The organism is Bosea sp. F3-2 (genome assembly GCF_008253865.1).
Taxonomy (GTDB): domain Bacteria; phylum Pseudomonadota; class Alphaproteobacteria; order Rhizobiales; family Beijerinckiaceae; genus Allobosea.
Window position 1 is genome coordinate 1,329,955 of the sequence record NZ_CP042331.1, and the last position, 25,527, is coordinate 1,355,481.

Annotated in this window: 24 protein-coding genes; 12 read left to right on the forward strand and 12 right to left on the reverse strand. The window is 64.8% G+C overall.

Annotation, left to right across the window (positions count from 1 at the left end):
* Position 1: 1 nt before the first annotated feature.
* The 11 genes from FQV39_RS06145 to FQV39_RS06195 form a co-directional block, all read right to left on the reverse strand.
* Positions 2–565, reverse strand: coding sequence for an NADH-quinone oxidoreductase subunit C (locus tag FQV39_RS06145; protein WP_149129484.1), 564 nt, complete (start codon positions 563–565; stop codon positions 2–4).
* A complete protein-coding gene (locus FQV39_RS06150) occupies positions 562–1,065 on the reverse strand; it encodes a NuoB/complex I 20 kDa subunit family protein (protein WP_149129485.1) in 504 nt (167 codons plus the stop codon). The genes FQV39_RS06145 and FQV39_RS06150 overlap by 4 nt, the downstream gene beginning before the upstream one ends.
* Positions 1,053–1,418: an NADH-quinone oxidoreductase subunit A gene (locus FQV39_RS06155; RefSeq protein ID WP_149129486.1), complete on the reverse strand. Its 366-nt coding sequence runs from the start codon at positions 1,416–1,418 to the stop codon at positions 1,053–1,055. The genes FQV39_RS06150 and FQV39_RS06155 overlap by 13 nt, the downstream gene beginning before the upstream one ends.
* Positions 1,419–1,571: 153 nt before the next feature.
* Positions 1,572–3,011: an NADH-quinone oxidoreductase subunit N gene (locus FQV39_RS06160; RefSeq protein ID WP_149129487.1), complete on the reverse strand. Its 1,440-nt coding sequence runs from the start codon at positions 3,009–3,011 to the stop codon at positions 1,572–1,574.
* Positions 3,008–4,480, reverse strand: coding sequence for an NADH-quinone oxidoreductase subunit M (locus tag FQV39_RS06165; RefSeq protein ID WP_149129488.1), 1,473 nt, complete (start codon positions 4,478–4,480; stop codon positions 3,008–3,010). The genes FQV39_RS06160 and FQV39_RS06165 overlap by 4 nt, the downstream gene beginning before the upstream one ends.
* A gap of 6 nt (positions 4,481–4,486) precedes the next feature.
* Positions 4,487–6,247, reverse strand: a complete 1,761-nt coding sequence (locus FQV39_RS06170) for a Na(+)/H(+) antiporter subunit D (protein ID WP_149129489.1) — start codon at positions 6,245–6,247, stop codon at positions 4,487–4,489.
* Positions 6,240–6,494, reverse strand: coding sequence for a hypothetical protein (locus FQV39_RS06175; protein ID WP_149129490.1), 255 nt, complete (start codon positions 6,492–6,494; stop codon positions 6,240–6,242). Before FQV39_RS06175 ends, FQV39_RS06170 begins: the two co-directional genes overlap by 8 nt.
* Positions 6,491–7,954 (reverse strand): monovalent cation/H+ antiporter subunit D family protein, encoded by a 1,464-nt coding sequence (locus tag FQV39_RS06180; RefSeq protein WP_149129491.1) that lies wholly within the window; start codon positions 7,952–7,954, stop codon positions 6,491–6,493. Before FQV39_RS06180 ends, FQV39_RS06175 begins: the two co-directional genes overlap by 4 nt.
* Positions 7,955–7,958: 4 nt before the next feature.
* Positions 7,959–8,261, reverse strand: coding sequence for an NADH-quinone oxidoreductase subunit NuoK (gene nuoK, locus FQV39_RS06185; RefSeq protein ID WP_149129492.1), 303 nt, complete (start codon positions 8,259–8,261; stop codon positions 7,959–7,961).
* Complete coding sequence (locus FQV39_RS06190; protein ID WP_149129493.1) at positions 8,261–8,761, reverse strand: NADH-quinone oxidoreductase subunit J; 501 nt, start codon at positions 8,759–8,761, stop codon at positions 8,261–8,263. Before FQV39_RS06190 ends, nuoK begins: the two co-directional genes overlap by 1 nt.
* Positions 8,762–9,098: 337 nt before the next feature.
* Complete coding sequence (locus FQV39_RS06195; protein ID WP_149129494.1) at positions 9,099–9,545, reverse strand: CBS domain-containing protein; 447 nt, start codon at positions 9,543–9,545, stop codon at positions 9,099–9,101.
* Between the two features lie 375 nt (positions 9,546–9,920).
* Between FQV39_RS06195 and FQV39_RS06200 the strand changes: the two genes are divergently transcribed.
* From FQV39_RS06200 to FQV39_RS06250, 11 genes are all read left to right on the forward strand, one after another.
* Positions 9,921–10,265, forward strand: a complete 345-nt coding sequence (locus FQV39_RS06200) for a hypothetical protein (RefSeq protein ID WP_149129495.1) — start codon at positions 9,921–9,923, stop codon at positions 10,263–10,265.
* A gap of 271 nt (positions 10,266–10,536) precedes the next feature.
* Positions 10,537–11,883 carry an extracellular solute-binding protein gene (locus tag FQV39_RS06205; RefSeq protein ID WP_149129496.1) on the forward strand — a complete coding sequence of 449 codons (1,347 nt, stop codon included), beginning with the start codon at positions 10,537–10,539 and terminating at the stop codon, positions 11,881–11,883.
* A gap of 125 nt (positions 11,884–12,008) precedes the next feature.
* Positions 12,009–13,046, forward strand: coding sequence for an ABC transporter ATP-binding protein (locus FQV39_RS06210; RefSeq protein WP_248313267.1), 1,038 nt, complete (start codon positions 12,009–12,011; stop codon positions 13,044–13,046).
* Positions 13,043–13,990, forward strand: coding sequence for a carbohydrate ABC transporter permease (locus FQV39_RS06215; protein ID WP_149129497.1), 948 nt, complete (start codon positions 13,043–13,045; stop codon positions 13,988–13,990). The genes FQV39_RS06210 and FQV39_RS06215 overlap by 4 nt, the downstream gene beginning before the upstream one ends.
* Positions 13,990–14,844: a carbohydrate ABC transporter permease gene (locus tag FQV39_RS06220; protein ID WP_149129498.1), complete on the forward strand. Its 855-nt coding sequence runs from the start codon at positions 13,990–13,992 to the stop codon at positions 14,842–14,844. The genes FQV39_RS06215 and FQV39_RS06220 overlap by 1 nt, the downstream gene beginning before the upstream one ends.
* Before the next feature lie 220 nt (positions 14,845–15,064).
* Positions 15,065–17,242 carry a methyl-accepting chemotaxis protein gene (locus FQV39_RS33485; RefSeq protein ID WP_149129499.1) on the forward strand — a complete coding sequence of 726 codons (2,178 nt, stop codon included), beginning with the start codon at positions 15,065–15,067 and terminating at the stop codon, positions 17,240–17,242.
* Positions 17,243–17,423: 181 nt separating this feature from the next.
* A complete protein-coding gene (locus tag FQV39_RS06230) occupies positions 17,424–17,780 on the forward strand; it encodes an ArsR/SmtB family transcription factor (RefSeq protein WP_149129500.1) in 357 nt (118 codons plus the stop codon).
* A 4-nt stretch (positions 17,781–17,784) separates the two neighbouring features.
* Positions 17,785–18,210, forward strand: a complete 426-nt coding sequence (arsC, locus tag FQV39_RS06235) for an arsenate reductase (glutaredoxin) (protein WP_149133693.1) — start codon at positions 17,785–17,787, stop codon at positions 18,208–18,210.
* Positions 18,211–18,217: 7 nt separating this feature from the next.
* Positions 18,218–19,270: an ACR3 family arsenite efflux transporter gene (arsB, locus tag FQV39_RS06240; RefSeq protein WP_149129501.1), complete on the forward strand. Its 1,053-nt coding sequence runs from the start codon at positions 18,218–18,220 to the stop codon at positions 19,268–19,270.
* Between the two features lie 460 nt (positions 19,271–19,730).
* Entirely contained in the window at positions 19,731–21,809 is a 2,079-nt protein-coding gene (locus FQV39_RS06245) for a TonB-dependent receptor (protein WP_187640186.1), read from the forward strand.
* Between the two features lie 119 nt (positions 21,810–21,928).
* Positions 21,929–23,017 carry an ABC transporter substrate-binding protein gene (locus tag FQV39_RS06250; RefSeq protein ID WP_248313506.1) on the forward strand — a complete coding sequence of 363 codons (1,089 nt, stop codon included), beginning with the start codon at positions 21,929–21,931 and terminating at the stop codon, positions 23,015–23,017.
* 254 nt (positions 23,018–23,271) lie between these two features.
* Here the strand turns inward: FQV39_RS06250 and FQV39_RS06255 are convergent, their stop codons facing one another.
* Positions 23,272–24,417 (reverse strand): fructose-1,6-bisphosphatase, encoded by a 1,146-nt coding sequence (locus FQV39_RS06255; RefSeq protein WP_149129504.1) that lies wholly within the window; start codon positions 24,415–24,417, stop codon positions 23,272–23,274.
* Positions 24,418–24,806: 389 nt separating this feature from the next.
* Between FQV39_RS06255 and FQV39_RS06260 the strand changes: the two genes are divergently transcribed.
* Positions 24,807–25,493: a L,D-transpeptidase gene (locus tag FQV39_RS06260; RefSeq protein WP_149129505.1), complete on the forward strand. Its 687-nt coding sequence runs from the start codon at positions 24,807–24,809 to the stop codon at positions 25,491–25,493.
* The last annotated feature ends 34 nt before the right edge of the window (positions 25,494–25,527 follow it).

The window sequence follows — 25,527 nt, forward strand, 5'->3', positions numbered from 1 at the left end:
CTCAACTCCTCGGCGTGGAGCGGCCTCCTCCTGGAATGTCCCGGGTGGCGAGGTCGGGCTGCGTCGGCGGCGGACCTTCGGCCCCAAAGGGGTTCAGCGCGTCCTTGTAGCCCCGGAGCGGAAAGTCCTTGCGCTGCGGAAAGCCCTCGAACCCCTCCCACATATAGATCCGGCGCAGATCGGGATGGCCCTCGAACCTGATCCCGTACATGTCCCAGGCCTCGCGCTCATGCCAATTGGCGGTGCGCCAGACGCCCGTCACCGACGGGACGCGAGGTGGATCGCCGAGGCGGCACTTGATCCGGACGCGCCACTTATTCGGCAGCGAATAGAGATGGTAGACGGCCTCGTAGCGCGGCAACTCGGGATAGTGATCGACCCCGCAGATGTCGGACAGGAAGTTGAAGCGCAGCGCCGGGTGCTCCTTCAGGAAGCGGCAAAGCTCGACGATCATCTCGGGCAGAGCGGCAAAGGCATGAACGCCATGCGCGAAGCCAAGATCCTCGATTGCGCCGCCGAAACGCTCCGCGACCAGGGTGCGGATAAGGGCCGTCTCCGGGCTCATGGCGCCAGCACCCGTTCCAGCCGCGTCCCGGCCAGCGCGCGGGATTTCTTGATCTTCTCCTGCAGCAGCAGGAAGCCGTGCATCAGCGCCTCCGGCCGCGGCGGGCAGCCGGGCACATGCACATCCACAGGCACGAAGGTCTCCGCGCCCTGCACCACGGCATAGGTGTTGTAGACGCCGCCCGAGATCGCGCAGGTGCCCATCGCGATCACCCAGCGCGGCTCCGGCATCTGGTCGTAGAGCCGGCGCACCACGGGCGCGAATTTCCGCGTCACCGTACCGGCGATGATCATCACGTCGGACTGGCGCGGCGACGGCCGGAACACCACGCCGAAGCGGTCGAGATCGTAGCGGGCGCAGCCCGCCGAGATCATCTCGATGGCGCAGCAGGCGATGCCGAAGGTCTCGGGCCACAGCGCCGACTGCCGGCTCCAGCCGATGACGCTGTCAGCCGTGGTGAACAGCACGCTGTCACTGATCGTGTGGCCTAGACTTCCCATTCCAGCGCTCCCTTCAGCCAGGCATAGGCAAAGCCCACCAGAAGCAGCAGCATGAAGACGACCATCTCGACATAGCCGACGAGCCCGATCTCCTTCAGGACGACGGCCCAGGGAAACAGGAACATCGTCTCGACATCGAAGACGACCAGCAGGATCGCGAGGACGAAGAACTGCACCCTGAAGCGGCCGCCAGCGGCTTCGCCCGCCGGGTCCATGCCGCATTCATAGGGCATGTTCTTCACCGCATAGGGATTGCTCGGGCGCAGCAGCGAGGAAACAGAAAGCGTCGCAGCCGCCACCAGAATAATTCCGGCAGCCATCACAAGAACCGGCAGGAATTCCGTTGCGGTCATATCGCTTTGCCCCGGTCACCCGCCGAGGGCTTTGCTCTGATTGGGCCCGAACCCTTTCGAGACCGGCGCAGCCCCTCGAAAAGCGACTTGGACTGTCCTTTCTTGCACTACAAAGAATATTCCCCCGGCCGGAGCGTTGCAAATCCAATCGGATCAGCCGCCGAACACGGAATGCTGAGCAAGCCTCAGAAACCACGCCGGAAACAGGCCGATGCCGATGGTGCCCGCCGCGGTGATGGCGAGCGCAATGCGGACCGCAGGCGTCAGCGCCGGGGCGAAGGCGCCCTTCGGTTCGCGCATATAGAGCAGCATGACAACGCGGATGTAGAAATAGGCGGCCACAGTGCTGAGCAGGACCGCGATCACCGCCAGCGCGACGAAGCCACGATCGACGAGCGCGACCAGAATGTAGAACTTGGCAAAAAACCCGGCCGTCGGCGGAATTCCGGCCAGCGAAAACAGGAAGAGCAGCATCAGAAGCGCCAGCCCGCGATGCGTCTTGGCGAGCCCGGCATATTCCTCGATCATCTCGCCCGCAGCATCGCCGCTGCGCATGACGATGACGCTGGCGAAGATGCCGAGATTCATAAAGGCGTAGATGAGCAGATAGAGCATTACGCTGGCACTGCCCTCTACGCCGCCGGCCGCGATGCCGAACAGGGCAAAGCCGGCATGGGCGATGCTGGAATAAGCGAGCAGGCGCTTGAAATTGTCCTGCACCAGGGCGACGAAGCTGCCGAGCGCCATCGTCGCCACCGCGATGGCCGCGACGATGATCCAGACCTCGGATGCCGCAACCAGCGGATTGAGGAAGACCCGCAGGATCACGGCGAAACCCGCCGCCTTGGGACCCACGGACATGAAGGCGGTGACCGTCGTCGGCGCGCCCTCATAGACGTCCGGCACCCACATATGGAAGGGCACGGCGCCGACCTTGAAGACCAGCCCGGCGACGATGAAGACCACGGCCAACAGCAATCCGGGGTCGAGCGGAGCCCCCGTCAGCGCCGCAGCCATCCCGTCCAGCCGCGTCGTGCCGGTGAGCCCGTAGACCAGCGAAACGCCGTAGAGAAAAATCCCGGTCGAGACCGCGCCGAGGATCACATATTTCAGCGCCGCTTCGTTCGAGCGTCGCTGCCGCCGCAGGAATCCGGTCAGCACATAGGTGCACAGCACCAGCAGTTCGAGCCCGACATAGATCGATAGGAGGTCGACCGCCGAGGCCATGATCATCATGCCAGACAGCGCCAGCAGCAGCAGGACGTAGTACTCGCAGCTCTCGATCCTTTCGATCTCGGCGTATTTTTGCGAGAGCAGGAAGGTCAGCATGGCGGTGAGGTAGAATACCGCCTTGAAGAAGACCGCGAAGCGGTCGGCGACGAACATGCCGGCATAGGCGGGCCGCGCCTCGCCTGCCAGCATCAGCGTGGCCGAAGCGGCGGCCAGCACGATCGCGACGGAGGCCCAGAGCAGGAAAGCCCCCTGCCCCTTCCGCACCACCTCTCCGAGGATCAGCAGGATGCAGGCGCCGGCGATCACGATGATCTCGGGCAGGCTCGCAAGGGCCGACTGGGACAGCGCGGCGGCCGTCATGGTCCGCCCCCCTTGCCATGCACCTGCTCCAGCAGATGCGTCACCGAGGCGTCGACGATGCCCAGGAACGGCTTGGGATAGAGCCCGACCCAGAGCACCAGCAAGGCGAGCGGCAGGATCGCCGCCAGTTCGCGGGCATTCAGATCGAGAATCTTGTGCCGTGCGCTGACGCGGTCGGGCCCGAGGGCGACCTTGCGATACATGCCGAGCAGATAGGCCGCCCCCAGCAACGCTCCGAGGACGGCGGCCGCGCCGGCGGCGAGATTGGCGCCGAAGCCGCCTGACAGCACCAGCAGTTCGCCTACGAAGGAATTGGTGCCGGGCAGCGCCATCGAGGACAGGGTGAACAGCGCGAGGAACGTCGTATAGACCGGCGCCACCTTCATCAGCCCGCCATATTCCGCGATGCTGCGCGTATGGGTGCGCTCGTAGATCAGGCCGACGAACAGGAACAGCGCGCCCGTCGTAACGCCGTGATTGAACATCTGCAGGATGCCGCCTTCGAGCCCGCGCAGATTCAGCGCGAAGATCCCCAGCGTCACGAAGCCCATATGGCTGATGCTGGAATAGGCGACGAGCTTCTTCAGATCGTCCTGCGCCAGGGCAAGCAGCCCGCCATAGACGATCGCGAGCACCGACAGGACCAGCATCAATGGCGCGTAGTGCAGCGAGGCCTGGGGCAGCATCGGCAGCGAGAAGCGCAGGAAACCATAGGCCCCCATCTTCAGGAGCACAGCTGCGAGGATAATGCTGCCGGCCGTCGGCGCCTGCACATGGGCGTCCGGCAGCCAGGTATGGACCGGGACCATCGGCACCTTGACCGCAAAAGCGACCAGGAAGGCGAAGAACAGCCAGGATTGCAGCTGGAACGGCAGTTCCTGCCCCATCAGGGCGAGGATATCGAAGCTCCGTGCATGGACATAGAGAACGATGACGCCGACCAGGAACAGCAGGCTGCCCGCCAGCGTGTAGAGGAAGAATTTGAACGCAGCATAGACCCGCCCCTCGCCGCCCCAGATTCCGATGATCAGGTACATCGGGATCAGCATCGCCTCCCAGAAGACGTAGAACAGGAAGAGGTCGAGCGCGCAGAACACCCCCAGCATCAGCGCCTGCATCATGAGCAGGCTGATCATGAATTCCTTCACCTTGCGCTCGATCGCGACCCAGGAGGCGAGCACGCAAATCCAGCCCAGGAGTGCGGTGAGGAAGACGAAGAGCGCGCTGATTCCGTCGACGCCGAGCGCATAGCTGATGCCGAGCGCCGGCACCCAGGGGCGCACCTCGGTGAACTGCATCGCATGCGTCGTCGTATCGAAGCCCGCCAGCATCGCGAGGCTGAGAGCGAAATCGAGGATGGCGAAGCCGAGCGCCGTCCAGCGCACCGCAGCGTCCTGGCGCAGAAACATGAGGACCGCAGCCCCCGCGGCGGGCGTGAAGATGATCAGACTGAGCAGGGGCATGCCCATCGCAGCCTACCGCCACGCCACAGCGAAGACGGCGGTGGCCGCAATCACCCCGACGATCATCGCCAGCGCATAATGCGTGACGATTCCGGTCTGCAGCCGCCGCAGCACGCCCCCCCCGTTCAGAATCGAGCGGGCGATGCCGTTCACCACTGAATCAACGCCGTCGAGATCGAGCCGCAAGCCCACTCGCGCCGCCCGATGCAGGACGGGCAGCGCCACGGTCTCGGACAGGTTGCTCATCGCCCCCTCCCAGCGCGCCAGCGGCCCTTCGGCGAGCCGCATGAAAAGCCGGGCGCCCTTGCGATAGAACCAGTCGGTATCGAGGCTGATCGTGTTCTCGGGATCGAGCGCCCTGAGGAACAGAACGAAACCCAGGGCGGTGAACATGAGCACGCCGAGGCTCTCGGTGACATGGGCGCCGGTATAGGGCTCGAAATCGACCGGATAAGGCAGAAGCGCGTAGAGTGCCTGCGGAAACACGCCGATCGCGATGCAGAGCAGCGCCGCCATGCCCATCGCGACCAGCATGTTGCGCGGCGGCTCCTCTGCCTGCAGCCCCCGATCCGTGCCGAAGAACATGTAGTAGGGCAGCTTGAGCCCGGTGTGCAGGAAGGTCCCGGACGAGGCCATGGTCAGCGCCAGCATCACCAAGGCGCGATGATCCTCCCCGGCTGCGGCCACGACCATCGATTTGGTGACGAAGCCCGAGAAGAAGGGAAAGGCCGAGATCGCGAAGGCGCCGACCATATAGAGCGCGACCGTCAGCGGCATGCTGCGGTAGAGCCCGCCAAGCTCCGTGAGCTTGCGCCGCCCGGTGACATGGATCACCGCCCCCGCCCCCATGAAGAGCAGCCCCTTGTAGAGAATATGCGCGAAGGCGTGGCTGGTCGCCCCGTTCACCGCCATCTCGGTGCCGATGCCGACGCCTGCCACCATGTATCCGACCTGGCTGACGATGTGATAGGCCAGCAGCCGCCGGCAGTCGTTCTCCAGCACCGCATAGACGACGCCATAGAGCGCCATTACGGTGCCGAACCAGACCAGAAGCTCCGTGCCAGGAAACGCCCGCGCCAGCACATAGACGGCGGTCTTGGTGGTGAAGGCGCTCAGGAACACCGCCCCGGTGACGGTCGCCTCCGGATAGGCATCGGTCAGCCAGGCGTTGAGCGGCGGCACTGCGGCATTGAGCATGAAGCCGGCAAGGATCAGCCAGGCGCCGGCATCCATCTCTCCCTCGATCGGGCCGAAGATCAGCGAGCCGGTCGCAAGGCCATGCAGGATGATGCCGCCGAGCAGGACGACGCCGCCGGTGATGTGAACCATGAGGTAGCGGAAACCGGCGCCGATCGCCGCTGCGCCGCGCCGGGCGAAGATGAGATAGGCCGAGGCGAGCGCCATGCCCTCCCAGAACAAATAGAGGGTCAGGTAGTCGCCGGCAAACACCACGCCGAGCGCGCTGCCGACATAGAGGAAAGCCGCCACATGCTGGCCGGCGCGCGTCAGGTGCAACGCATAGACCATGCCGATCAGCGCCATGATGGTGAAAACCAGGGCGAAGACGATGCTCAGCCTGTCGACCTTCGCAATCAGGATGTCCTGACCGATGAACGACGCCGCGCCATAGCTGCCCGGCTGTATCGTGAGCACGGCCAGGATCGCCAGCGCCGGGATCAGCAGCAGATAGGCGCTGCGGACCCATCCCTTCAGAAAAGGGATCGCCAGAGCGCCAGGAATGAACAGCAGCGCGGGATGGACGAAGTCAGTCATAGTAATCCTCGCGCCGCATCAGCCCGCACCGGTGGCCGAGGAATTTGGAAACGAAGATCAAGAGGACACAGGAGCCGAAACCATAGGCGGCCGACCAGCCCGGCAGCAGGTCCCACAAATAGTCGGCGTGTTCGCGCGCGACCAGGAAGTCGGCGAGGACGATCAGAACCAGCACCAGATAGAACAGGCACCGACGCTGCCGCGCAGAGTGCTCATCGCCGAAAAACGCCACGACGCGCGCGATCATCTGACCACTCCTTCGGCAAGAGCAAGGAAATACTCGGGAAAAAGGCCCATCGAGACCGACAGGGCCGCGGTCGCGACCAGCGGGATCGTCACCATCGGGATCTCGCGGACCGTCGCGGCGGTCTCAGGCGGCCCCGTCCCGAAGAAGGCGACATAGCTGACCGGCAGGAAATAGGCGGCGTTCAGGATCGAGCTTGCCAGGAGCACGATGGTGAACGCGATCTGCCCGGCATCCACCGAGCCGAGCGCCAGATACCATTTGCTGACGAAGCCCGCGGTCGGTGGCGTGCCGATCATGCTGAGCGAGGCGACGAAGAACGCCCCCATCGTCCAGGGCAGCCTGCGGCCGATGCCGGCCATCTCGCTGATGTTGCGCTTGCCGGAGGCGCAATAGATCGACCCGGCGCAGAAGAACAGCGTGATCTTGGGGAAGGCATGGGCGGCGATGTGAATGACGCCGCCGACCATCGCCACCGGCGAGGCCAGCACCGCGCCGAGCAGGATGTAGGAGAGCTGGCTGACCGTCGAATAGGCGAGCCTGGCCTTCAGATCGTCCCGCGTCAGCGCGTAGATCGAGGCCATCAGGATGGTGAAGGAGGCCAGATAGGCCGTGGCGAGCCCAAGCCCGAGCCCCGCCACCAGCCCCGTGCCGAAGATGTGGAACACCACCCGCAGCACGCAGAACACGCCCATCTTGACCACCGCCACCGCATGCAGCAGCGCGCTCACCGGCGTCGGCGCCACCATCGCGGCCGGCAGCCAGGCGTGCATCGGCATCAGCGCCGCCTTGGCGAAGCCGAAGAGGTAGCAGAAATAGATGACCGTCAGCAGCGCCGCCGGCGCGTCATTGTTCGCCAGTAGCCCTCCCTGCACGAAGTCGAGCGATCCCGCGATCTGGTAGGTCAACGCCAGCGCGGCCAGCAGCAGGCTCTTCGAGGCGCCCATCAGATAGACCAGGTATTTGCGGCTTCCCGCCCAGGCCTCCTCGTCCTCGTGGTGATAGACCAGCGGATAGGTCACGAGGCTGAGGATCTCGTAGAAGATCACCAGCGTGAACAGATTGGCGGCAAAGGCGCCGCCGACGGCCGCGGCGAGGCTGGTGGCGAAGCAGGCGAAGAAGCGGGTCTGCGCGTGCTCGTTGAGGTGCCGCATATAGCCGATCGAATAGACCGAGGCGACGATCCAGAGCAGCGAGGAGACGGTGGCGAATACCATGCCGAGGGCATCGGCGCGGAAGGCGAAGTCGATCCCCGGCAGGATCTCGAACAGGTCGAGCTCGACCACCCCTCCGGCCAGCACGGTCGGCGCCATCGAGATAACGATCGCGAACATGGCCAGCGCCGCCAGCGGCGAGACCGCATCGCGCAGCATCTCGCGCCTGCGCAGGAGCAGAACCGCAAGCGCCGCCAGCCCCGCCACCGCGACGGCAAGCAGCGGCCGGATCGAGATCACCGGTTCCAAGCCTCTATCCTTTCATCATGGTCACGTCGTCGACCCTGAGGGTGGACTTGTTCCTCACGAGGGCGACGAGGATGCCCAGCGCGATGGCGACTTCGGCTGCGGTGATCGCGATGACGAAGATCGCGAAGATCTGGCCGCGGAAGTCGTCGTGATAGCGCCCGAAAGCGATGAAGTTGATGTTGACCGAGTTGAGCAGCAGCTCCAGCGACATCAGCACGACCAGGATGTTGCGCCTGAGCAGCACGCCCGCCGCCCCGATCACGAACAGGGTGACGCCAAGGGCGATATGCCACCAGAGCGGCACCATCACGAAGGCTCCTTGCGCGCCAGCACGATGGCGCCGACCAGCGCCGCCAGCAGGATGACGGAGGCCACCTCGAAGGGCAGCAGGTAATCGGCGAAAAGCGCGACGCTGAGCGCCCTCACCGCGCCGACGCTGCGCTGCCCAACGGGCTCGGTGACCGCAAAGCGGTCGCTCCAGAGCACCAGGACCAGCATCTCGATGCCGAGCAGGACGAGCAGCGCCAGGGCCGGCAGGTTGCTGCCCGGCAGGAAGCGCTGCAGCACCGCTTCCCGCACGTCGATCATCATGATCACGAACAGGAAGAGGACCATGATCGCGCCGACATAGACGAAGATCTGGATGACCGCGAGCAACGGCGCTTCGAGCAGGACGAAGATGGCCGAGACCTGGAGAAAGCACGCCATCAGCGCCAGGGCGCTGTGAACCGGATTGCGCGCCAGAACCATGGTCAGGGCCGCGATCACCGACGCCGACGCGAACAGAAGAAAGAAGGCCTGATCCATCGCGGCCGACCCTCCGACGCGAACTGTCACTCCCCGCGACAGGGCCGGACTAGAGTTAAGCCAAGCATATCAGCGTCTATATTGTGCCCTATTCTCGGATTTTTCTCAAGATTATCCTGTTTAGCACCCGGGGCCTCTCTGCGTCATTACGAGTTCAGCACCAGCTGGCGGCCGGCCCGCGCTGGATGTAACGGGCGGAGGGCGGAAGATGGGCCGAGCGCGTCTCCCCTCCCCACAAGAGGGAGGGGAAGAGCCTCTGTCCGATGCCAAGAGACCGCTGCCCAGAGGCCGCCTGACTCGCGCAGTCACTTCTTCGCGAAGCGAAGTAACCCACGCCCTAGTGCGCCGTTGACGCCGAGGCGTGGCGCGACGCGTCGCGCGCGACAAGGCGCGAGACATCCGCGAGCATCTCCTTCGGCGCTCTCAGCGCCAGATCCGACAGCGACAGAATACCGGTCATCCGCTTGTCGCGGTTCATCACCGGCACGTGATGGATCTCCTTCTCCGCCATACGGCGCGTCGCATCCTTGACGTCATCATCCTCGAAGCACCAGGTGATGCCCGCCGTCATGATGTCTCGCGCCTTTGCCGTGTTCGGATCGGCCCCGTCGGCGCAGGCCCGGCAAGCAATGTCCCTGTCGGTGATCATTCCGATGAGGCGATCATTCTCTCCGACGGGAAGGCATCCGATGTCCGCATCGCGCATCTTGCGCGCGACCTCGGTCAGCGAGATGTCCGGCGAAATCCATTCCGCATGCGCGGTCATAGCGTCGCGAACCAGCATGGCTACCTCCTGCTTTGCGCGGCTTCAGATCTGCAGCATGTCGCTCGCTGAAGGGATTACGGCGCCGGAGTACCTGCGGCCAGGCGCGCCATCCGGAAACTGCCTTGCGCGCCGGAAGCGTGGCCCGGGGCAGGACTTTGGCGAAGACCCGCCCCAGAGAGCGGCATGCAGGTGGATGATAGCGGATCAGCGCGGTGCGAGCCATCAAAGTTTGCGGGCGGCCGAGCGGATCGGCGCTGCCGGAGGCCGCCGCATTGCCGTGGGGCGAAGCGGGAAAAGCGCGCGAATGGCGGCCAGTCCGACGCCGTCCCGCGCATCGCGTCGCCGCCTGCGCTATCATGCGGATGATGGGGGCCGAACCGAGAGGAGCGGAGCATGATCCACGCGACGTGCCACACGGCCGATGAGGCGAAGCGGGCCGAGTTCGACGCAACTCCCTGGTTCGCGGAAGCTGATCCCAGCACCATTGTCCTGCTCGCCAAGCGGGGATGGTCGGCCCCCTGGGTCGCCGACGCTCTCGAGTCCCGCGCGGGATATGAGGCGCTTGGCGAACTGATCCGCTACGCCCGCGACCGGCTGGAGCCGGAGTCGCGGGAGGATCCGTCCTGGCCGACCTTCGAGTGCCGCGTCGACGGCGCCGAGGCGACCGCATGGCTCGACCGGAACCGATCCGACATCGCTACGGAGATCCGCCGCCTCGCAGCGCATGCCGGTGCGTAATCCTCCGCGCCTCCGATGAAAAGCGAGATGCGCCCCCCGATCGCAGAGCGAACCAATGGTAACATCTCAAGGGAGGACACTGACGGCGCTGCGGTGCAATTGAAGGTTTTCTTGCTTCCTTCATAGCTTTACGCTGCTGCGTCGACCCCTTGACGCATTGTCAGCATGCGGCGTCTTCGATAAAATGTCAGTGATAGTCAGTGGGGGTGCGCCTCGCCGTTTTGACTGACTTGCAGCCTCCCGCTGAGCATTCATGCAATGGGAGGAAGACATGGAATCCCAGGCATTCAGCCGGCGCGGCCGCACGCGCCGCGAGCTGATCAAGACTGCCGCAGGCGCCGGTCTAGCGGTCAGTGTTGGGCCATTTGTCATGACCCGGCCGGCGCAGGCGGCCAAGACGCTCAAAATCCTGCAATGGAGCCATTTCGTTCCCGGCTATGATCGCTGGTTCAACAACCAATATGTCAAGGAATGGGGCGCCAGGAACGATACCCAGGTCATCGTCGACAACATCAACATAGCGCTGATCGAATCGCGCGCGGCGGCCGAGGTCTCGGCGCAGAAGGGCCACGACCTCGTGCTGTTCCTCGCGCCACCCTCGGTGTTCGAACAGCAGATGCTGGACATGAGCGATGTCTATGTAGAATGCGAAAAGCGGCACGGCAAGCCGATCGACCTTGCGGTGAAAAGCACCTTCAACCCCAAGACCAAGCGCTATTTCGCCTTCTCCGACAGCTTCGTTCCCGATCCGATCAACTACCGGATCGACCTGTGGGACGATGTCGGCGTGAAGCCCGATTCATGGGAGGAGATCCGCCGGGGCGGCAAGCTCATCAAGGAGAAGCACCGCATCCCGGTCGGCATCGGCCTCTCCGCCGAGATCGACACCGGCATGGCGATGCGGGCGATCATGTATGCGTTCGGCTCGCATGAGCAGGATGCGGAGGGCAATCTGGCGATCCGCTCGCCCCAGACGCTCGAGGCGCTTCGCTATGTGAAGGCGCTGTTCGAGGAGACGATGACGCCGGAAGTGCTGGCCTGGGACGCCTCGTCCAATAATCGCCAGATGCTCGCTGGCCGCTCGTCGCTGGTGCTCAACGCCATCTCGATCACCCGCACGGGCGAGAACGACAAGCTGCCGATGCACGAGAAGATCGGGCTTGCCAAGGCCGCCAAGGGGCCGGCCCGCCGCATCGGGCTCGAGCATGTGATGAACTGCTACGCCATCTGGCAGTTTTCGGAGAACAAGGAAGGCGCCCAGAAATTCCTGATCGACTATATCGACAACTTCAAGCAGGGCTTCCTGGCGAGCGAATTCTACAACTTCCCGAGCTTCCCGACGACGGTGCCGGATCTCAAGCAGCAGATCGCCCGGGACGCGAAGGCTGTCCCGCCGGATAAATATGCCGTGCTCGGGGATGTGCTCGATTGGGCGACCAATGTCGGCTATCCCGGCTACGCGACGGCTGCGATCTCGGATGCCTGGAACACCTGGGTGCTCAACACCATGTTCGCAGAGGCTGCAACCGGAGCCGAGACGGTCGAGAATGCGCTGACGCGGGCCGAGGCCAGGATGAAGGCCATCTGGGCCAAGTGGAGAGAGCGCGGAATGATCTGATCCGCCAGCCGGAGCAGAATCCGTGAGGGCCGGGGTTGGCGCCGGATGTCATCGCCGGCGGGGCTGGAGGCTCGCGAGACGCAGAGGCCAGCACCCCGGCCAGCGCCGACCAAGCCGCGGGGCCGATGATGGCAACGGTGCAGGTACGCCAGCTTTCCAAGCATTTCGACGATGTGCGCGCCGTCGACGGCATCGACCTGATCGCCAAGGAAGGCGAGTTCCTGGTTCTGCTCGGTCCCTCCGGCTGCGGCAAGACGACCCTGATGCGCCTGATCGCCGGGCTCGAACGGCCGACCTCGGGCGACATCATCATTGATGGCGCCGTGGTCACCGACCTGCCGCCACGCGCCCGCAACGTCGCCATGGTGTTCCAGAGCTACGCGCTCTACCCCCATCTCACGGCACGAGGAAACATCGCCTTTCCCCTGCGCGCCCAGCGTCTGGCCAAGGCGAATATCCGCAGCAAGGTGGAATGGGCTGCCACCATGTTCGGCATCGAGCGGCTGCTCGACCGCAAGCCGCGGCAACTCTCGGGCGGAGAGCGTCAGCGTGTTGCGCTCGCCCGGGCCGTCGTCCGCGAGCCGGTGGTCTTCCTGCTCGACGAGCCGCTCTCCAATCTCGACGCCAAGCTGCGCAATTCGGCGCGCGACGAACTCAGGCACTTCCAGCACCAGCTCGGCACAACCACCATCTACGTCACCCATGACCAGGCCGAGGCCATGGGGCTCGGCGACCGGATCGCCGTGCTCAATCACGGCAAGCTCTTCCAGCTCGGCACGCCGCAGCAGATCTATCGCCGGCCGGCGGACATCTTCGTCGCGACCTTCATCGGCTCGCCGCCGATGAACCTGATCGAGGATGGCGAGAGCTACCTCGGCTTCCGTCCCGAGGATTTCCTGCCGCGCCAGGTCCAGGCCGCCGAAGGCGACGACCTCGTCCCGTTCCCGCTCACGGTCACCCGCATCGAATATCTCGGCGCCGACCGCCTGGTCTACGGCGTGCTCGAAAGCCCCTATCCCCAGGCGCATGTGATCTCGAAAATACCGACCAATATCCGCACCGAGATCGATGCCGGCGAGCTTTATGAATTCGTCGTCAGACGCCGGGACCTCGCCCGCTTCGACCGCGCCGACGGCCGGCTTGTCGACGGAGCGAGCCGATGACGGAGAGCGTTCTCTCGGAAGGGCATGCAGCCAAGGCACGGCCTCGCAGCCGCCGCCCGCGACTGGCCGACAATGAAGCCTGGCTGTGGCGCCTCTTCCTGGCGCCGGCGATCCTCTACATCGTCCTCCTGGTCGGCTTCCCGTTCTTTCTGTCGCTCTCCTACAGCCTGTCGAACGTGACGGTCAGCAGCCGCGAGATGCAGTTCGTCGGCCTCGAAAATTTTCGCCGGATCATGGCCGACGAGACATTCTGGATGGTGCTGAAGAACACCCTCGTCTTCACGCTGATCTCGCAGAGCCTCGTCCTCGTCCTGGCGAATATCCTGGCCATGGCGCTGATGGCCGATTTCCGCGGCAAGCGGCTGGTGCGCTTCCTGATCCTGCTGCCCTGGGTGGCGCCGATCTCGCTCGGCAGCATCGGCTGGCTGTGGATGTTCGACTCGATCTACAGCGTGATCAACTGGACGGGGCGCGCGGTCGGCCTGCTCGGGCCGGAGCAATGGCCGATCTGGCTGGGCCAGCCGGGACTCGCCATGGCCTCGATCATTACGCTGCATGTCTGGCGCATGCTGCCGCTGGCGACCGTCATCGTGCTCGCCGGCCTGTCATCGATCCCGCAGGACATCCATGACGCGGCGGCCGTCGACGGAGCCGGGTTCTGGCGGCACCTGTTCGAGATCACCTTTCCCCTGGTGCTGCCGATCGTCATGGTGGCGCTCTTGTTCGGCGTCATCTTCACCTTCACCGACCTGATCGTGGTCTTCGTCCTGACCCGGGGCGGCCCCTATGACCGGACGCAGGTGCTGGCGAGCTGGGCCTATTTCACCGGCATCCAGGGCGGCGACCTCGCCGGCGGCGCCGCGATCTCGCTGTTCCTGTTCCCGGTCCTGGTGGCGGTCGCGATCCTGCTGCTCAGACTCGCCCGCCGCACGGAGGTAGTGTGATGACGCCGTTCGAGGCCCGCGCCAGACGGATCGCCGCGGCCGGCGGCCATGCCACGGTGCTGGTGTTCTTCATCACCTTCCTGGCGTTTCCGTTCTACTGGATGCTGATCACCACCTTCAAGACCACCCAGGACCTGCACAACCCGGCGAACAACCCGTATCTGTTCAACGATCCGCCGACATGGCGCCACCTCGAAGTCCTGTTCGCCGACACGCAATATCTGCAATGGCTCGCCAATACGGCCTTCGTCGGTGCGGCGGTGGTGGCGATCACGCTCGCGCTGGCGATCCCGGCCGGCTATGCGCTCGCGCGCATGACCGGCGCCTGGGGGCAGAGGCTCGGCATCGCGATCTTCCTGACCTATCTCGTGCCGCCCACCATCCTGTTCATTCCGTTCTCGCGGATCATCGCGGAGCTCGGGCTGCAGGATTCGCTGTGGTCGCTGGTCCTGGTCTATCCGAGCTTCACGGTGCCGTTCTGCACCTGGCTGCTGATGGGCTTCTTCAAGGCCATCCCGCGCGACCTCGAGGAAGCCGCGATGATCGATGGCTTGAGCCGCCTCGGCGCCTTCGTGAAGGTGGTGCTGCCGCTGTCGCTGGCGGGAATCCTCACCGCCATCATCTTCGCCTTCACGCTGGTGACGCAGGAGTTCGTCTATGGCGCCACCTTCATCACCTCCTCGGCGCATTACACGGTGAGCGTCGGCGTTCCGACCTTCCTGGTGCGCGGCGACGTCTATTTCTGGGGGTCGATGATGGCCGCCTGCCTGATCGTGAGCGTCCCGATCGCGCTCGTCTACAATGCCTTCGTCGACCGCTTCGTCGCCGGCTTCACCGTCGGAGCGATCAAATAGCGCGCGGGCCGAGCGCAGACGCCGGTTCGAACCCGCCGCATCAATATCTCCGACACCGCTCCGACCGGTCGCCGCGCCTTCAGTGGGACAAGTCGGGAGAGGCAGATACCGGCCAGATTCTGAGGTCGACCCGATTTGTCACTTGAAGCGGCTGCGCTTAGCGGAAAGTTAAGCATGATTAGACAGCCTCTCGCCCGATCTCCTCAAGGCGACAGGCACCATGGCGTTCAGTTTCGCTCGCTCGGCCTCGAAATCGTCCGGGGCGACGATCCAGGTCCGGATCGCGCTCGTCAGCGTGGTCTTCAGCCTCGGTCTGATCCTGATCGGCTTCAGCACCTGGATCGGCAATGGCCGATTGACTACAGCCTTCGAGGATCACAAGGGCTATTCGGCGCTTGCCGCCCGCTCGCGCGAGGCCCGCGCCGCCAACTTCGCGCTGAAAGCCAGCAGCCGCGATGTCCGCTTCCGCCAGGATACGACCGATCTCAAGGATTTCGCCACGGGGCTCGGCGCGCTGAAGCAATCCGTCGATAGCTTGCGTGCTGCCCCCGGCGCTGCCGACTTCCGTGAGCAGATCTCCGCCGTCGAGGCGCCGCTGAAGGGTATCGAGGCGGATTTCAGCAAGATCGAGACGATGCAGCTTGCCCTGCGGGCGCCCGTAGGGCTGGCGGTGAGGTTGGAAGCTGCGGCGGACGCGCTCGAAGCACGCGTCCGCTCTCGGGCCTCGGGCAGCGATTCGGCGGATCTCGCGCGCCTGCCCGGCGTGCTCGCGGCCATGCGCCGAATCGAGGCGAGCTATCGCCTGACCCTGGACGAGAGCCTGCTCGGGCAATGGGATGTCGAGCAAGGCCGCTTCGAGCGAGCCTTGGCCCGGCAAAGCGTGCCGGCCGAGGCCAAGGCCGAGATTGGGCCCCTCTTCACCGCCTATGCCGAGATTTTCCCGGCCTGGAGCAAGGCCGAGAAGGAGTTCATGCTCTCCGCCGAGAAGCTTTCGGGCGAGTTCGACTTGATCGCGCCCCCCTTGCAAGAGCTCGAGGGCAGGCTCTTCGCCGAGGAGGCGCAAGCCGGCGCCAGGCTCTCCGCCGCGCAGGCCTGGACCCAACGCATCATCCTGGCAACCATCGTCGCCGCGCTGGTGCTGGGGCTGATCGCGGCGTTCTTCGTCGGCCGTACCACCGCGTTGCCGCTGCGGCGCCTGCGCGACGCCATGCTCAAGCTCGCCGCTGGCGATTATGGGATCGCGGTCGACGGTCTCTCTCGGCACGACGAGATCGGTCAGATGGCGCAGGCCGTGCAAGTCTTCAAAGAAAACGGCCTCGCCGTGCTGCGGCTCGAGGCGCAGAGCAATGAGAGCCGCGCCAATGCCGAGCGGCAGAATCTCGCCATCGCCCAGCAGCGCGAGCATGCGGCAGCGGCGCAGGAGCGGCTGCTCGCAGAGCAGCGCCAGATCGTCGCTCTCCTCGCCGAGGCGCTGGCACGCCTCTCCCAGGGCGACCTCACCGTCAGGATCGAGGACCTGGTCGCGGTTGACTACGAGAACTTGAAGCAGGATTTCAACGGCGCGATCGAACGCCTCGCCACCACCGTCAATGCGATCCAGGCGACCTCGGTCGATGTCGCCACCGCCGCGCGCGAGATTTCGAACGGCGCCGACGACCTCTCGAAGCGCACCGAGGAGCAGGCCTCCGCGCTGGAGGAGAGCGCCGCGACGACCGAGGAGCTCGCCGCCTCGGTCAAGACCTCGGCCCATGCCTCGCGTCAGGCTGTCAACCTCTCGCAGGATGCGACGGAGGTTGCCCGCAAAGGCGGCACTATCGTCGACGATGCAGTCGCGGCGATGGCGCGGATCGAGGAGGCCTCGACGAAGATCTCGGACATCATCCGGGTAATCGACGACATTGCCTTCCAGACCAACCTGCTCGCCCTGAACGCGGCAGTCGAGGCCGCCCGCGCCGGCGACGCCGGCAAGGGCTTCGCCGTCGTCGCCTCCGAGGTTCGGACCCTGGCGCAGCGCTCGGCCGAGGCCGCCAAGGACATTGCTGCCTTGATCGGCGCCTCCAATCACCAGGTCGGCGACGGCGTCGGGTTGGTCCGGGCCGCCGGCGCGACGCTGAGCCAGATCGTCGAGGCGTCACTGCGCGTTGCCACGACCGTCTCGGAGGTCTCCTCCGCCTCGGTCGAGCAGGCGAGCGGCATCGAAGAGATGAGCCATGCCGTCGCCCATATGGACGAGATGACCCAGCAAAATGCTGCGCTCGCGGAACAGACGGCCGCCAGCGCGACCGCGCTCACCAACCAGATCGAGCAGCTGAATGCGCTGGTCGCGGCGTTCAAGACGCGCGCGGAACGCCCCGAAAGCACTATCGTGCCACGACCGCGCGAGCGTCGCCGCGCCTGAGGGCCTCGCAGTGTGGTATGACCTCGGCGCGTTCGCGACCGCGCCAATAGTTGCCTCTGTCCAATCGCCGGAATGCTGACATTCCTCAACAGGCGATCAGAGGTCCTGCTTCCCGCGGTTATTCGCACATTGGGCATTGTCAGTCTTGCGCCATATATTAAATGTCGATAAGTCTCGACATATGGAAAACGAGAACGTCATCCTCGCCCTTGCGGCTCTCGCTCAGAGCACGCGTCTCGACGTGTTCAGGCTTCTCGTCGGCGCCGAGCCCGACGGGTTGCCCGCCGGGGAAGTCGCGCGCCGCCTCGCGGTGCCGCACAACACGATGTCCTCGCATCTGAGCATCTTGAGCCGAGCCGGTCTCGTCCGCTCGGAGCGCTTCAGCCGTTCGATCATCTATCGCGCGGATCTCGATGCCCTTCGGGCGGTGCTCGCTTTCCTGCTCAAAGATTGCTGCGGCGGCCGGCCTGAGATCTGCGCGCCGCTTCTGGCCGAACTCTCCCCCTGCTGCCCACCGAAGGCCGACGCCAATGTCTGATCCGATCGATGTCGTCATCTATCACAACCCAGCCTGCGGCACCTCGCGGAACACGCTCGGCCTGATCCGCAACGCTGGGATCGAGCCGCACGTCGTCGAGTACCTCAAGACGCCGCCCAGCCGGGTGTTGATCAGGCAGCTTCTGGTCCGCGCCGGCCTGACCGTCCGGAAAATCCTCCGTGAGAAGGGCACCCCCTTCGCCGAGCTCGGCCTTGCCGATCCGGGCCTCTCCGACGAAGCCCTGCTCGATGCGATCGAAGCCCATCCCATCCTGATCAACCGCCCGCTGGTGGTGTCGCCCAAAGGTGTGCGGCTGTGCCGCCCGTCAGAGGCCGTTCTGCCCCTCCTGCCGCCCCAGCTCGGCGAGTTCCGCAAGGAGGATGGCGAACGCGTCGTCGATGGCTCCGGTCGCCCCGTCGCGCTTGCCTGAGGTTCCCATGTCCACCTTCGAACGCTACCTCACCGCGTGGGTCGCGCTGTGCATCGTCGTCGGCATCGCGCTTGGCCATCTCATGCCGGGCGCCTTCCAAGCCATCGGGGCCGCCGAGATTGCCAAGGTCAACCTGCCGGTTGCCGTGCTGATCTGGCTGATGGTCATTCCGATGCTGCTGAAGATCGACTTCGCGGCGCTCGGACAGGTCGGCAGGCACTGGCGCGGGATCGGCGTCACCCTTTTCATCAACTGGGCGGTGAAGCCGTTCTCCATGGCCGCACTCAGCTGGTTCTTCATCGCCTGGCTGTTTCGGCCGTGGCTGCCCACCGACCAGATCAGCAGCTACATTGCGGGCCTCATCATCCTCGCGGCCGCGCCATGCACGGCGATGGTCTTCGTCTGGTCGAACCTGACGAAGGGCGAGCCGCATTTCACGCTCAGCCAGGTGGCGCTCAACGACGCGATCATGGTCGTCGCATTCGCGCCGATCGTCGGACTGCTGCTGGGCCTGTCGGCGATTACCGTGCCGTGGGGCACGCTCGTGCTCTCCGTCGTTCTCTACATCGTGGTCCCGGTGATCGTCGCCCAACTCGTGCGCGCCCGAGCGCTCGCAAACGGCGGGCAGGCGGCCCTGGATCGTCTTCTGGCGCGGTTGGGACCGGCATCGCTCGTGGCCTTGCTCGCGACCCTCGTCCTGCTCTTCGGATTTCAGGGCGAGCAAATCCTCGCGCAGCCGATGGTCATCGCGCTGCTCGCGGTGCCAATCCTGATCCAGGTCTATCTCAATGCGGGGTTGGCCTACGTCTTGAACCGGCTCGCCCGCGAGCAGCATTGCGTGGCTGGGCCGTCCGCGCTGATTGGCGCCTCCAACTTCTTCGAGCTCGCCGTCGCCGCCGCAATCAGCCTGTTCGGCTTCAATTCCGGAGCCGCGCTCGCGACCGTGGTGGGCGTGCTGATCGAGGTGCCGGTGATGCTCACCGTCGTCTGGATCGTGAACCGTTCGAAAGGCTGGTACGAGCGCGGCCAGGGTGTGCAGAAGGTTCAGGCTGCGGAGTAGGCGCAGTTCGTCATCCCTGCAGCCTCCGGCGATATTCATTTTTGGGCATCTTACTCCAAGACACAACCCTATTGGACAAAACAGCTCTGCTCGCTCGGTACGTTGGCTTGCGGACCATAGCCCGCGGCCATCGACGAAAAGAAACGATCAATACGACACCTTGTGTAGTTTTTAATTCCTCCAACTAAAAGTATATATCGAGAATATTGCGCAATATCCACCCTCAACGAACCCTCCATATCCTTGACTAAATATTGTCTCCGTGTTTTCAGGCCGCAAATCCGGTGCGTGAGCACAAGATTTGTTCCTACGCATGGCCTGACGAAGATTTGAGATGTTCTATTCTACTCAAACTCAACAATCATTCCCTTCGTCAGGTCTCGAAAGAGCCCTGCTTCGCCTGGCGCCGCGCGCAACGGCGCTGGCACTGGCAGCAACGGCTTTGGCCTGCGGCGGCGGCATGGGAGCCTCCGCGCAGCAGGCACCCGCTTCGACCATCCAGCTCGGCGAGGTCGTCGTGCAAGGCCAGGTGACACAGCCCGACGTCTCGCCGCCCTTCCCCGGCGGACAGGTGACACAGGGCGCCGGGCTCGGCCTGCTCGGCACCACCGACACGCTGAAATCGCCGTTCAACGCAACAGGTTACACGGCCGATCTGGTGAGGAACCTGCAGGCGTCGACCGTGGCCGAGGCACTGATTCTCGACCCCTCCGTCAGGAGCACGCATCCGGCGGGCGGCATCGTCGATTCCTTCAACATCCGCGGGCTGCCCGTCGGTGAAGGCAATAATGGCGAGATCGCCTTCGACGGCGTCTACGGCGTGGCGCCGAACTTCCGCGTCTTCACCGACTATGCCGAGCGGATCGAGGTCCTCAAAGGTCCCTCCGCCGCGCTCTTCGGCATGGCTCCGAACGGCGGCGTCGGCGGAACGATCAACATCGTCCCGAAGCGGGCGGAGGGCGATCTGACGCGGATCGGCACGGAGTTCTCGTCGAACTCGGTCCTCGGCACCTCGCTCGACTTCGCGCGGCGCTACGGTCCCAATCGCGAATTCGGCGTGCGCGTCAACGGCGCACTGCGCGGCGGCGACACCGTCGTCGACGAACAGTTCAATCGCACGGGCATCGGCTCGCTCGCCCTGGATTACCAGGGCGAGCGCTTCAGGGCGTGGCTCTACCTTCTCGCCCAGCGCGACTATCTCGACGCGCCGAGCCGCCCGTTCCTGATGGCGGCCGGCGTGCCCGTCCCGCGCGCGCCCGACGGGCGGCGCAACGTGATCCAGCCGTGGGAATGGTCGCAGATCGACGACCGTTCCGCCCTGTTTCGCACCGAATACGATCTGACCGACCAGATCACCCTGTTTGCCAATGTCGGCGGCTCCCAATCCGAGGTCGAGCGCTTCTTCGGCTTGCCCACGATCACCAACCTACGCGGCGACACCACCCATACGCCGCAATACTTCAATCTCGACGTCGACCGGCAAACCTACAATGCCGGGTTCAGGGCGCGCTTCGACACCGGCTTCATCCGCCACCAGGTTTCGTTCGTGGCCTCGCACTACCATGACGAACTGAGCCGGGCCCTGACCAGCGGCACCCCGGTCTTGTCGAACATGTACAATCCGGTGCTGCGGGCGCCTCAGTTCGCGCTGCGGGCGCCGAAAACGATCTTGTCGGAGAGCACGCTCGGCAGCATCGCCCTGTCGGACACGTTGTCGATTCTCGACGAGCGCGTGCTCCTGACCGCGGGCGTGCGCCGCCAAAGCGTCGAGGCCAAAAACTATGCGCCGGGGACCGGGATCCTGACCTCGTCCTATGACGAGAGCGCGATTACCCCGCTCGTCGGGCTGGTGCTGCGCCCACTCGACAATGTCTCGATCTACGCGAACTACGTCGAGGGCCTGAGCCGCGGCGACATCGCCCCCGCCAACGCCCTGAACGCCGGCGAGATATTCGCCCCCTATCGCGCCAAGCAATATGAGGTCGGCGTCAAAGCCCAGTTCGGCACGTTCGGCGTCAGCCTGGCAGGGTTCCAGATCACCAAGCCCAGCAGCGAGCTCAGCGCCGGCCTGTTCACAGTCAGCGGAGAGCAACGCGTTCGCGGCCTGGAACTCAACGTCTATGGCGAGGTCACTCCCGAGATCCGCGTCCTCGGTGGCGCTACCGTCCTCGACGGCGAACTCACGAAGACCGCTGTGGCCGCCAATCTCGGCAATACGCCGATCGGTGTCCCGTCCCTCCAGCTCAATCTCGGAGCCGAATGGGACGTTCCCTGGCTGCGCGGGTTGACCTTGAGCGGCGCGCTGATCCACACCGGCAAGCAGTTCATCAACACGGCCAACACGCAGTCCCTGCCGGATTGGACGCGGCTGGACATCGGCGCGCGCTACGCGACCGAGATCGCCGGCAGGAAGACCGTCTTCCGCGCCAACGTGCAGAACGTCACCAACGAGAAGTACTGGTCGAGCGTGGCCTCGTTCGGAACCTTCTATGTCGGCACGCCGCGCACGTTCCGGCTCTCGATGACGGTCGACCTGTGATGCCCGCGGCTCGGCGCGATATTCGCCGGCACCAGCCTGCCATCCCCATAGGCGGGACGGGAAAGCCCTTCCCTGCCCTCGCCCTCCTCATCGCGTTTTGCCTCGTGCTGCTGGCTGCAATGCCGGCAGCAGCCGAGAAGATCGCGATCACCGATATCGCCGGTCGCTCCGTCACGCTGACGGTGCCAGTCCAACGCGTCATCCTCGGCGAGGGTCGGCAGCTTCATGTCGTGGCCGCGCTCGACCGCGACGCACCCCTACGACGCGTCATCGGCTGGCGCGACGACCTGATCAAGAGCGATCCGGATACATACCGGACCTATCTCGCGCACCATCCCGAGATCGCAAGGCTCCCACTCTTCGGCGGCCTGAACGAAGGCGGCTTCAGCATCGAGAAGGCAATCGCGCTGAAACCTGACCTCGTGCTCCTCAACTTCGAGGCCAAGAGCGCCAGCGAAGAGACCGGATTGGTCGAGAAGCTCGCCGCATTGGGCGTGCCGGTCGTCTATGTCGACTTCCGCCATAGTCCCTTCCAGAATACCGAGCCGTCGATACGGCTCATGGGCCGCCTGTTCGGCAAGACCGAGATCGCCGAGCAGCTCATCGCCTTTCGCGCCGCGCAGATCGCGCGCGTCACCGGGCCTCTGGCCAAGGCCGGCGAGGTCGCCAGGCCGCTCGTGATGGTCGACAGGATCCCCGGCTATTCCGACGAATGCTGCATGTCCTTCGGTCCCGAGAATTTCGGCAAGATGGTCGAGATCGCCGGCGGAAGAAATCTCGGCAGCGCGTTATTGTCCGGGACATTTGGCACTATCAGCCCGGAAACGATCATCACGCGGGATCCAGATGTCGTGATCGCGACCGGCGGCAATTGGAGTGCCTTAGCACCTGGCGGCAATTGGATAGGGCTCGGCCCCGGCGCTGATCTCACGGAAGCCCGACGCAAGCTCGCGAACCTTGCGAGACGGCCCGCCTTCATCAATTCGCGAGCAGTGAAGAACCACCGCTTCTATGGGATCTGGCACCAATTCTACAATAGCCCCTACCAATTCATCGCGCTTCAACAAATCGCTCGTTGGCTCCATCCTGAGCTCTTTGCGGATCTCGATCCCGACGCGACCCTGCGCGAACTGCACGAGCGCTTCCTTCCGGTGCCATTTGAGCCTGGCTACTGGGTGGAACTCTTGGCATCGCCCGAAAGGCAATAGCGACGTGAGCTGGAGCCGGCCGGCAAGTCTGGAGAGCGCCAGGAGCTGCTCGGAGCGCCCGCCAGAGCAGCCTGAGGCGGACTTGCGGGCGGCAATGAGCTGGATGATGCATCGGGCCGATCACCCAATCTTCCCATAAGGAGCGTCGGCTTTCGGGCTACGCGCCAATATCAGCATGCCGGGCGACGCCAACAGCAAGCCGCATCACGGTCGCGACCGCGTCCGGGAGGGGGCGCTTTAGATGACAGTCCCCGCTATTCAGCCGCTGCGGGCTCACGCTCGTCGCGAATCTTGAACCGCTCGACCAGCTCGCCCACGGTGTCGCGGAAGCCGCCATATTCCAGCTCCGAATAGGGCAGCATCGCAGCCCCGGACCAGCCCTGGCTGCGCATCTCGATCGCCTTGCTCTGGGCGCGCCGGCGGACCTCGTCCCATGCCAGGTTGTCGAAGAAGTCCGTATAGGCTTCGGAGAAGCGGCCCTGCTTGTCGATGGAGAAGCCGATGCAGGAGACGATGGGCAAGCAGTAAAGCCCCGTCACCGGCGTGTTGAGCGGCACGGGCATGAGCGGCATGACATGCGAGCCGCGCGCATCGCCACCCACGAAATGCGCCTTGGCGAAGGGCGAGATGACCTCCTCCGGCGCCGGGAAGATCCCCTGGTTCCGGAGGATCGCGACGGGATCGTCCTTGCCCGTGTACTTGCCGGCGATCGAGTGCAGGCGCTGCGCCGAGACGGCCGCGGCTGGCTCGCCATGGGTGCGGGAGACGATGCGGTCGATGCCGAAGCGCTCATTGTCGCGCAGTAGCGCGGCGATACGGTAACTGTCTTCCGGCGCATCGAGTTCGATCACACTGTCGCCGGCCGTATTGTCCATGTCGATGATGTGGAAGCGAAATCCCTTGATCATCGGCGGCAGCATCAGCCCGGCGCAGTACATCGGGTCGGCAAAGGCCAGGTAGAGCGGCAGGTTGTAGGCGCCGGGGCCGCATTTGTCGGCGGCGAACACCATGAAGGACTCGGCCGGCCGCACGCCCGAGAGGCTGTGCTCGAAGGTGAGCTCGGCGACGGCCGGGCCGGCACCGCGAACATTGCCCGATGGCGCGTCGACCAGAAGATCCTGGCCCGCGCCGTAGAGCCCGGAGGTCTTCGCGATCGCGGTCGCCGCCAGAAAGGTGTTCCAGGCGAACTGGTGCACATCGCGGCTCCCCGAGCCCCTCAGATGGGTCATGAGGATCGCGATATCGTCGCCGGTATGGCAGACGAAGCCGTCGATCAGCAGACCACTCTCGATCGCCTGCGAAACCTCGCCCCTGACGCTGTCCAGCATGCGGGGGGACGGCTTGGTGTGCCCGCCGACGGAGCCTACGTCAGCCTTGATGACGGAAACGGTTAATCGCATGGCAATTCCCCGACCAATCTCGGCGGCCGCATAACCGCCCCGGCGCTCGCCGCGGGAGCGGAGCGGACCCAACGAGAATAAACATCGTGCCCTGCGAACGGTTCCGCACGAGTTTGACGCCGCTCCAGAGCGACCAACTACGGCTTCTCTCCACTTACCGCCGCAGCAGGCCACCGCCATCGAGCCGGGCGCCGCCTGCCCGTTCATGCCAGCGCGAAGTGAGACTGCGTGGACGTTACCGGCCTTGGCGCATGGCAAGCCCCGCGCAGCGAAGGCCAGAGCTTGCCAGCCGAGCCATGTGACGGCAATCTCCGCACGGCAAGACGTTCAGCGGGTGTATGCCGGAGTATTCTCTCGTTGGGCAGCAGGACATAGGAAACGGCCAAATCATGATCATGGACGATGAGAATGCCGATGCGCTTGGGCTTCGGTCGGGGCTTCTCAACCGCCGCTCGTTTCTGGTCGGCTCTGCGACCAGTCTCGGCGCGCTGGGGCTGGCCGGTTGCGCGGCAACCGACGGCATGAGCCTCGCCGAAGCGGAGAAGGTCTACGGGCCGGTGCCCGAGGAGAAGTTCCCGATCCCGGCGGTCGACGTCACTAAGGTCGATCCGAAATATTTCCGCCGGACCGTTCGCTACGAGACCAAGGAAGCGCCCGGCACGATCATCGTCGATCCCGGCAATTACTACGTCTACCGCATCGAGGACGATGGATCCGCCACCCGCTATGGCGCCAATGTCGGCCGCGACGGCTTCCGCTGGAGCGGTGACGCCTATGTCGGGCGCAAGTCCGAGTGGGCGACCTGGACACCGCCCAAGGAGATGATCAAGCGCCAGCCCGAGGCGGCCAAATACGCCCGCGGCATGCCGGGCGGCCTCGACAACCCGCTCGGCGCGCGCACGCTCCATCTCTATCAGAACGGCGCTTACACGCTCTACACGATCTATGCCTCCAGTGACCCCGAGTCGATCGGCAACGGCATCACGAGCGGCTGTGTCGGCCTGCTCAGCCAGGACATGATCCACCTGTACTCACGCACGCCGGTCAAGACGAAGGTGGTCGTCCTGCCGGCTTGAGCCGACGGCTCGGCCCCCGGTCCAGGCGCTGCCC

Bases quoted from the DNA above. Each gene is read 5' to 3' on its own strand.
- FQV39_RS06145 (WP_149129484.1), bottom strand. From the start codon at position 565: ATGAGCCCGGAGACGGCCCTTATCCGCACCCTGGTCGCGGAGCGTTTC.
- FQV39_RS06150 (WP_149129485.1), bottom strand. From the start codon at position 1,065: ATGGGAAGTCTAGGCCACACGATCAGTGACAGCGTGCTGTTCACCACG.
- FQV39_RS06155 (WP_149129486.1), bottom strand. From the start codon at position 1,418: ATGACCGCAACGGAATTCCTGCCGGTTCTTGTGATGGCTGCCGGAATT.
- FQV39_RS06160 (WP_149129487.1), bottom strand. From the start codon at position 3,011: ATGACGGCCGCCGCGCTGTCCCAGTCGGCCCTTGCGAGCCTGCCCGAG.
- FQV39_RS06165 (WP_149129488.1), bottom strand. From the start codon at position 4,480: ATGGGCATGCCCCTGCTCAGTCTGATCATCTTCACGCCCGCCGCGGGG.
- FQV39_RS06170 (WP_149129489.1), bottom strand. From the start codon at position 6,247: ATGACTGACTTCGTCCATCCCGCGCTGCTGTTCATTCCTGGCGCTCTG.
- FQV39_RS06175 (WP_149129490.1), bottom strand. From the start codon at position 6,494: ATGATCGCGCGCGTCGTGGCGTTTTTCGGCGATGAGCACTCTGCGCGG.
- nuoK (WP_149129492.1), bottom strand. From the start codon at position 8,261: ATGGTGCCGCTCTGGTGGCATATCGCCCTTGGCGTCACCCTGTTCGTG.
- FQV39_RS06190 (WP_149129493.1), bottom strand. From the start codon at position 8,761: ATGGATCAGGCCTTCTTTCTTCTGTTCGCGTCGGCGTCGGTGATCGCG.
- FQV39_RS06195 (WP_149129494.1), bottom strand. From the start codon at position 9,545: ATGCTGGTTCGCGACGCTATGACCGCGCATGCGGAATGGATTTCGCCG.
- FQV39_RS06200 (WP_149129495.1), top strand. From the start codon at position 9,921: ATGATCCACGCGACGTGCCACACGGCCGATGAGGCGAAGCGGGCCGAG.
- FQV39_RS06205 (WP_149129496.1), top strand. From the start codon at position 10,537: ATGGAATCCCAGGCATTCAGCCGGCGCGGCCGCACGCGCCGCGAGCTG.
- FQV39_RS06210 (WP_248313267.1), top strand. From the start codon at position 12,009: ATGATGGCAACGGTGCAGGTACGCCAGCTTTCCAAGCATTTCGACGAT.
- FQV39_RS06215 (WP_149129497.1), top strand. From the start codon at position 13,043: ATGACGGAGAGCGTTCTCTCGGAAGGGCATGCAGCCAAGGCACGGCCT.
- FQV39_RS06220 (WP_149129498.1), top strand. From the start codon at position 13,990: ATGACGCCGTTCGAGGCCCGCGCCAGACGGATCGCCGCGGCCGGCGGC.
- FQV39_RS33485 (WP_149129499.1), top strand. From the start codon at position 15,065: ATGGCGTTCAGTTTCGCTCGCTCGGCCTCGAAATCGTCCGGGGCGACG.
- FQV39_RS06230 (WP_149129500.1), top strand. From the start codon at position 17,424: ATGGAAAACGAGAACGTCATCCTCGCCCTTGCGGCTCTCGCTCAGAGC.
- arsB (WP_149129501.1), top strand. From the start codon at position 18,218: ATGTCCACCTTCGAACGCTACCTCACCGCGTGGGTCGCGCTGTGCATC.
- FQV39_RS06245 (WP_187640186.1), top strand. From the start codon at position 19,731: ATGGGAGCCTCCGCGCAGCAGGCACCCGCTTCGACCATCCAGCTCGGC.
- FQV39_RS06250 (WP_248313506.1), top strand. From the start codon at position 21,929: ATGCCGGCAGCAGCCGAGAAGATCGCGATCACCGATATCGCCGGTCGC.
- FQV39_RS06255 (WP_149129504.1), bottom strand. From the start codon at position 24,417: ATGCGATTAACCGTTTCCGTCATCAAGGCTGACGTAGGCTCCGTCGGC.
- FQV39_RS06260 (WP_149129505.1), top strand. From the start codon at position 24,807: ATGATCATGGACGATGAGAATGCCGATGCGCTTGGGCTTCGGTCGGGG.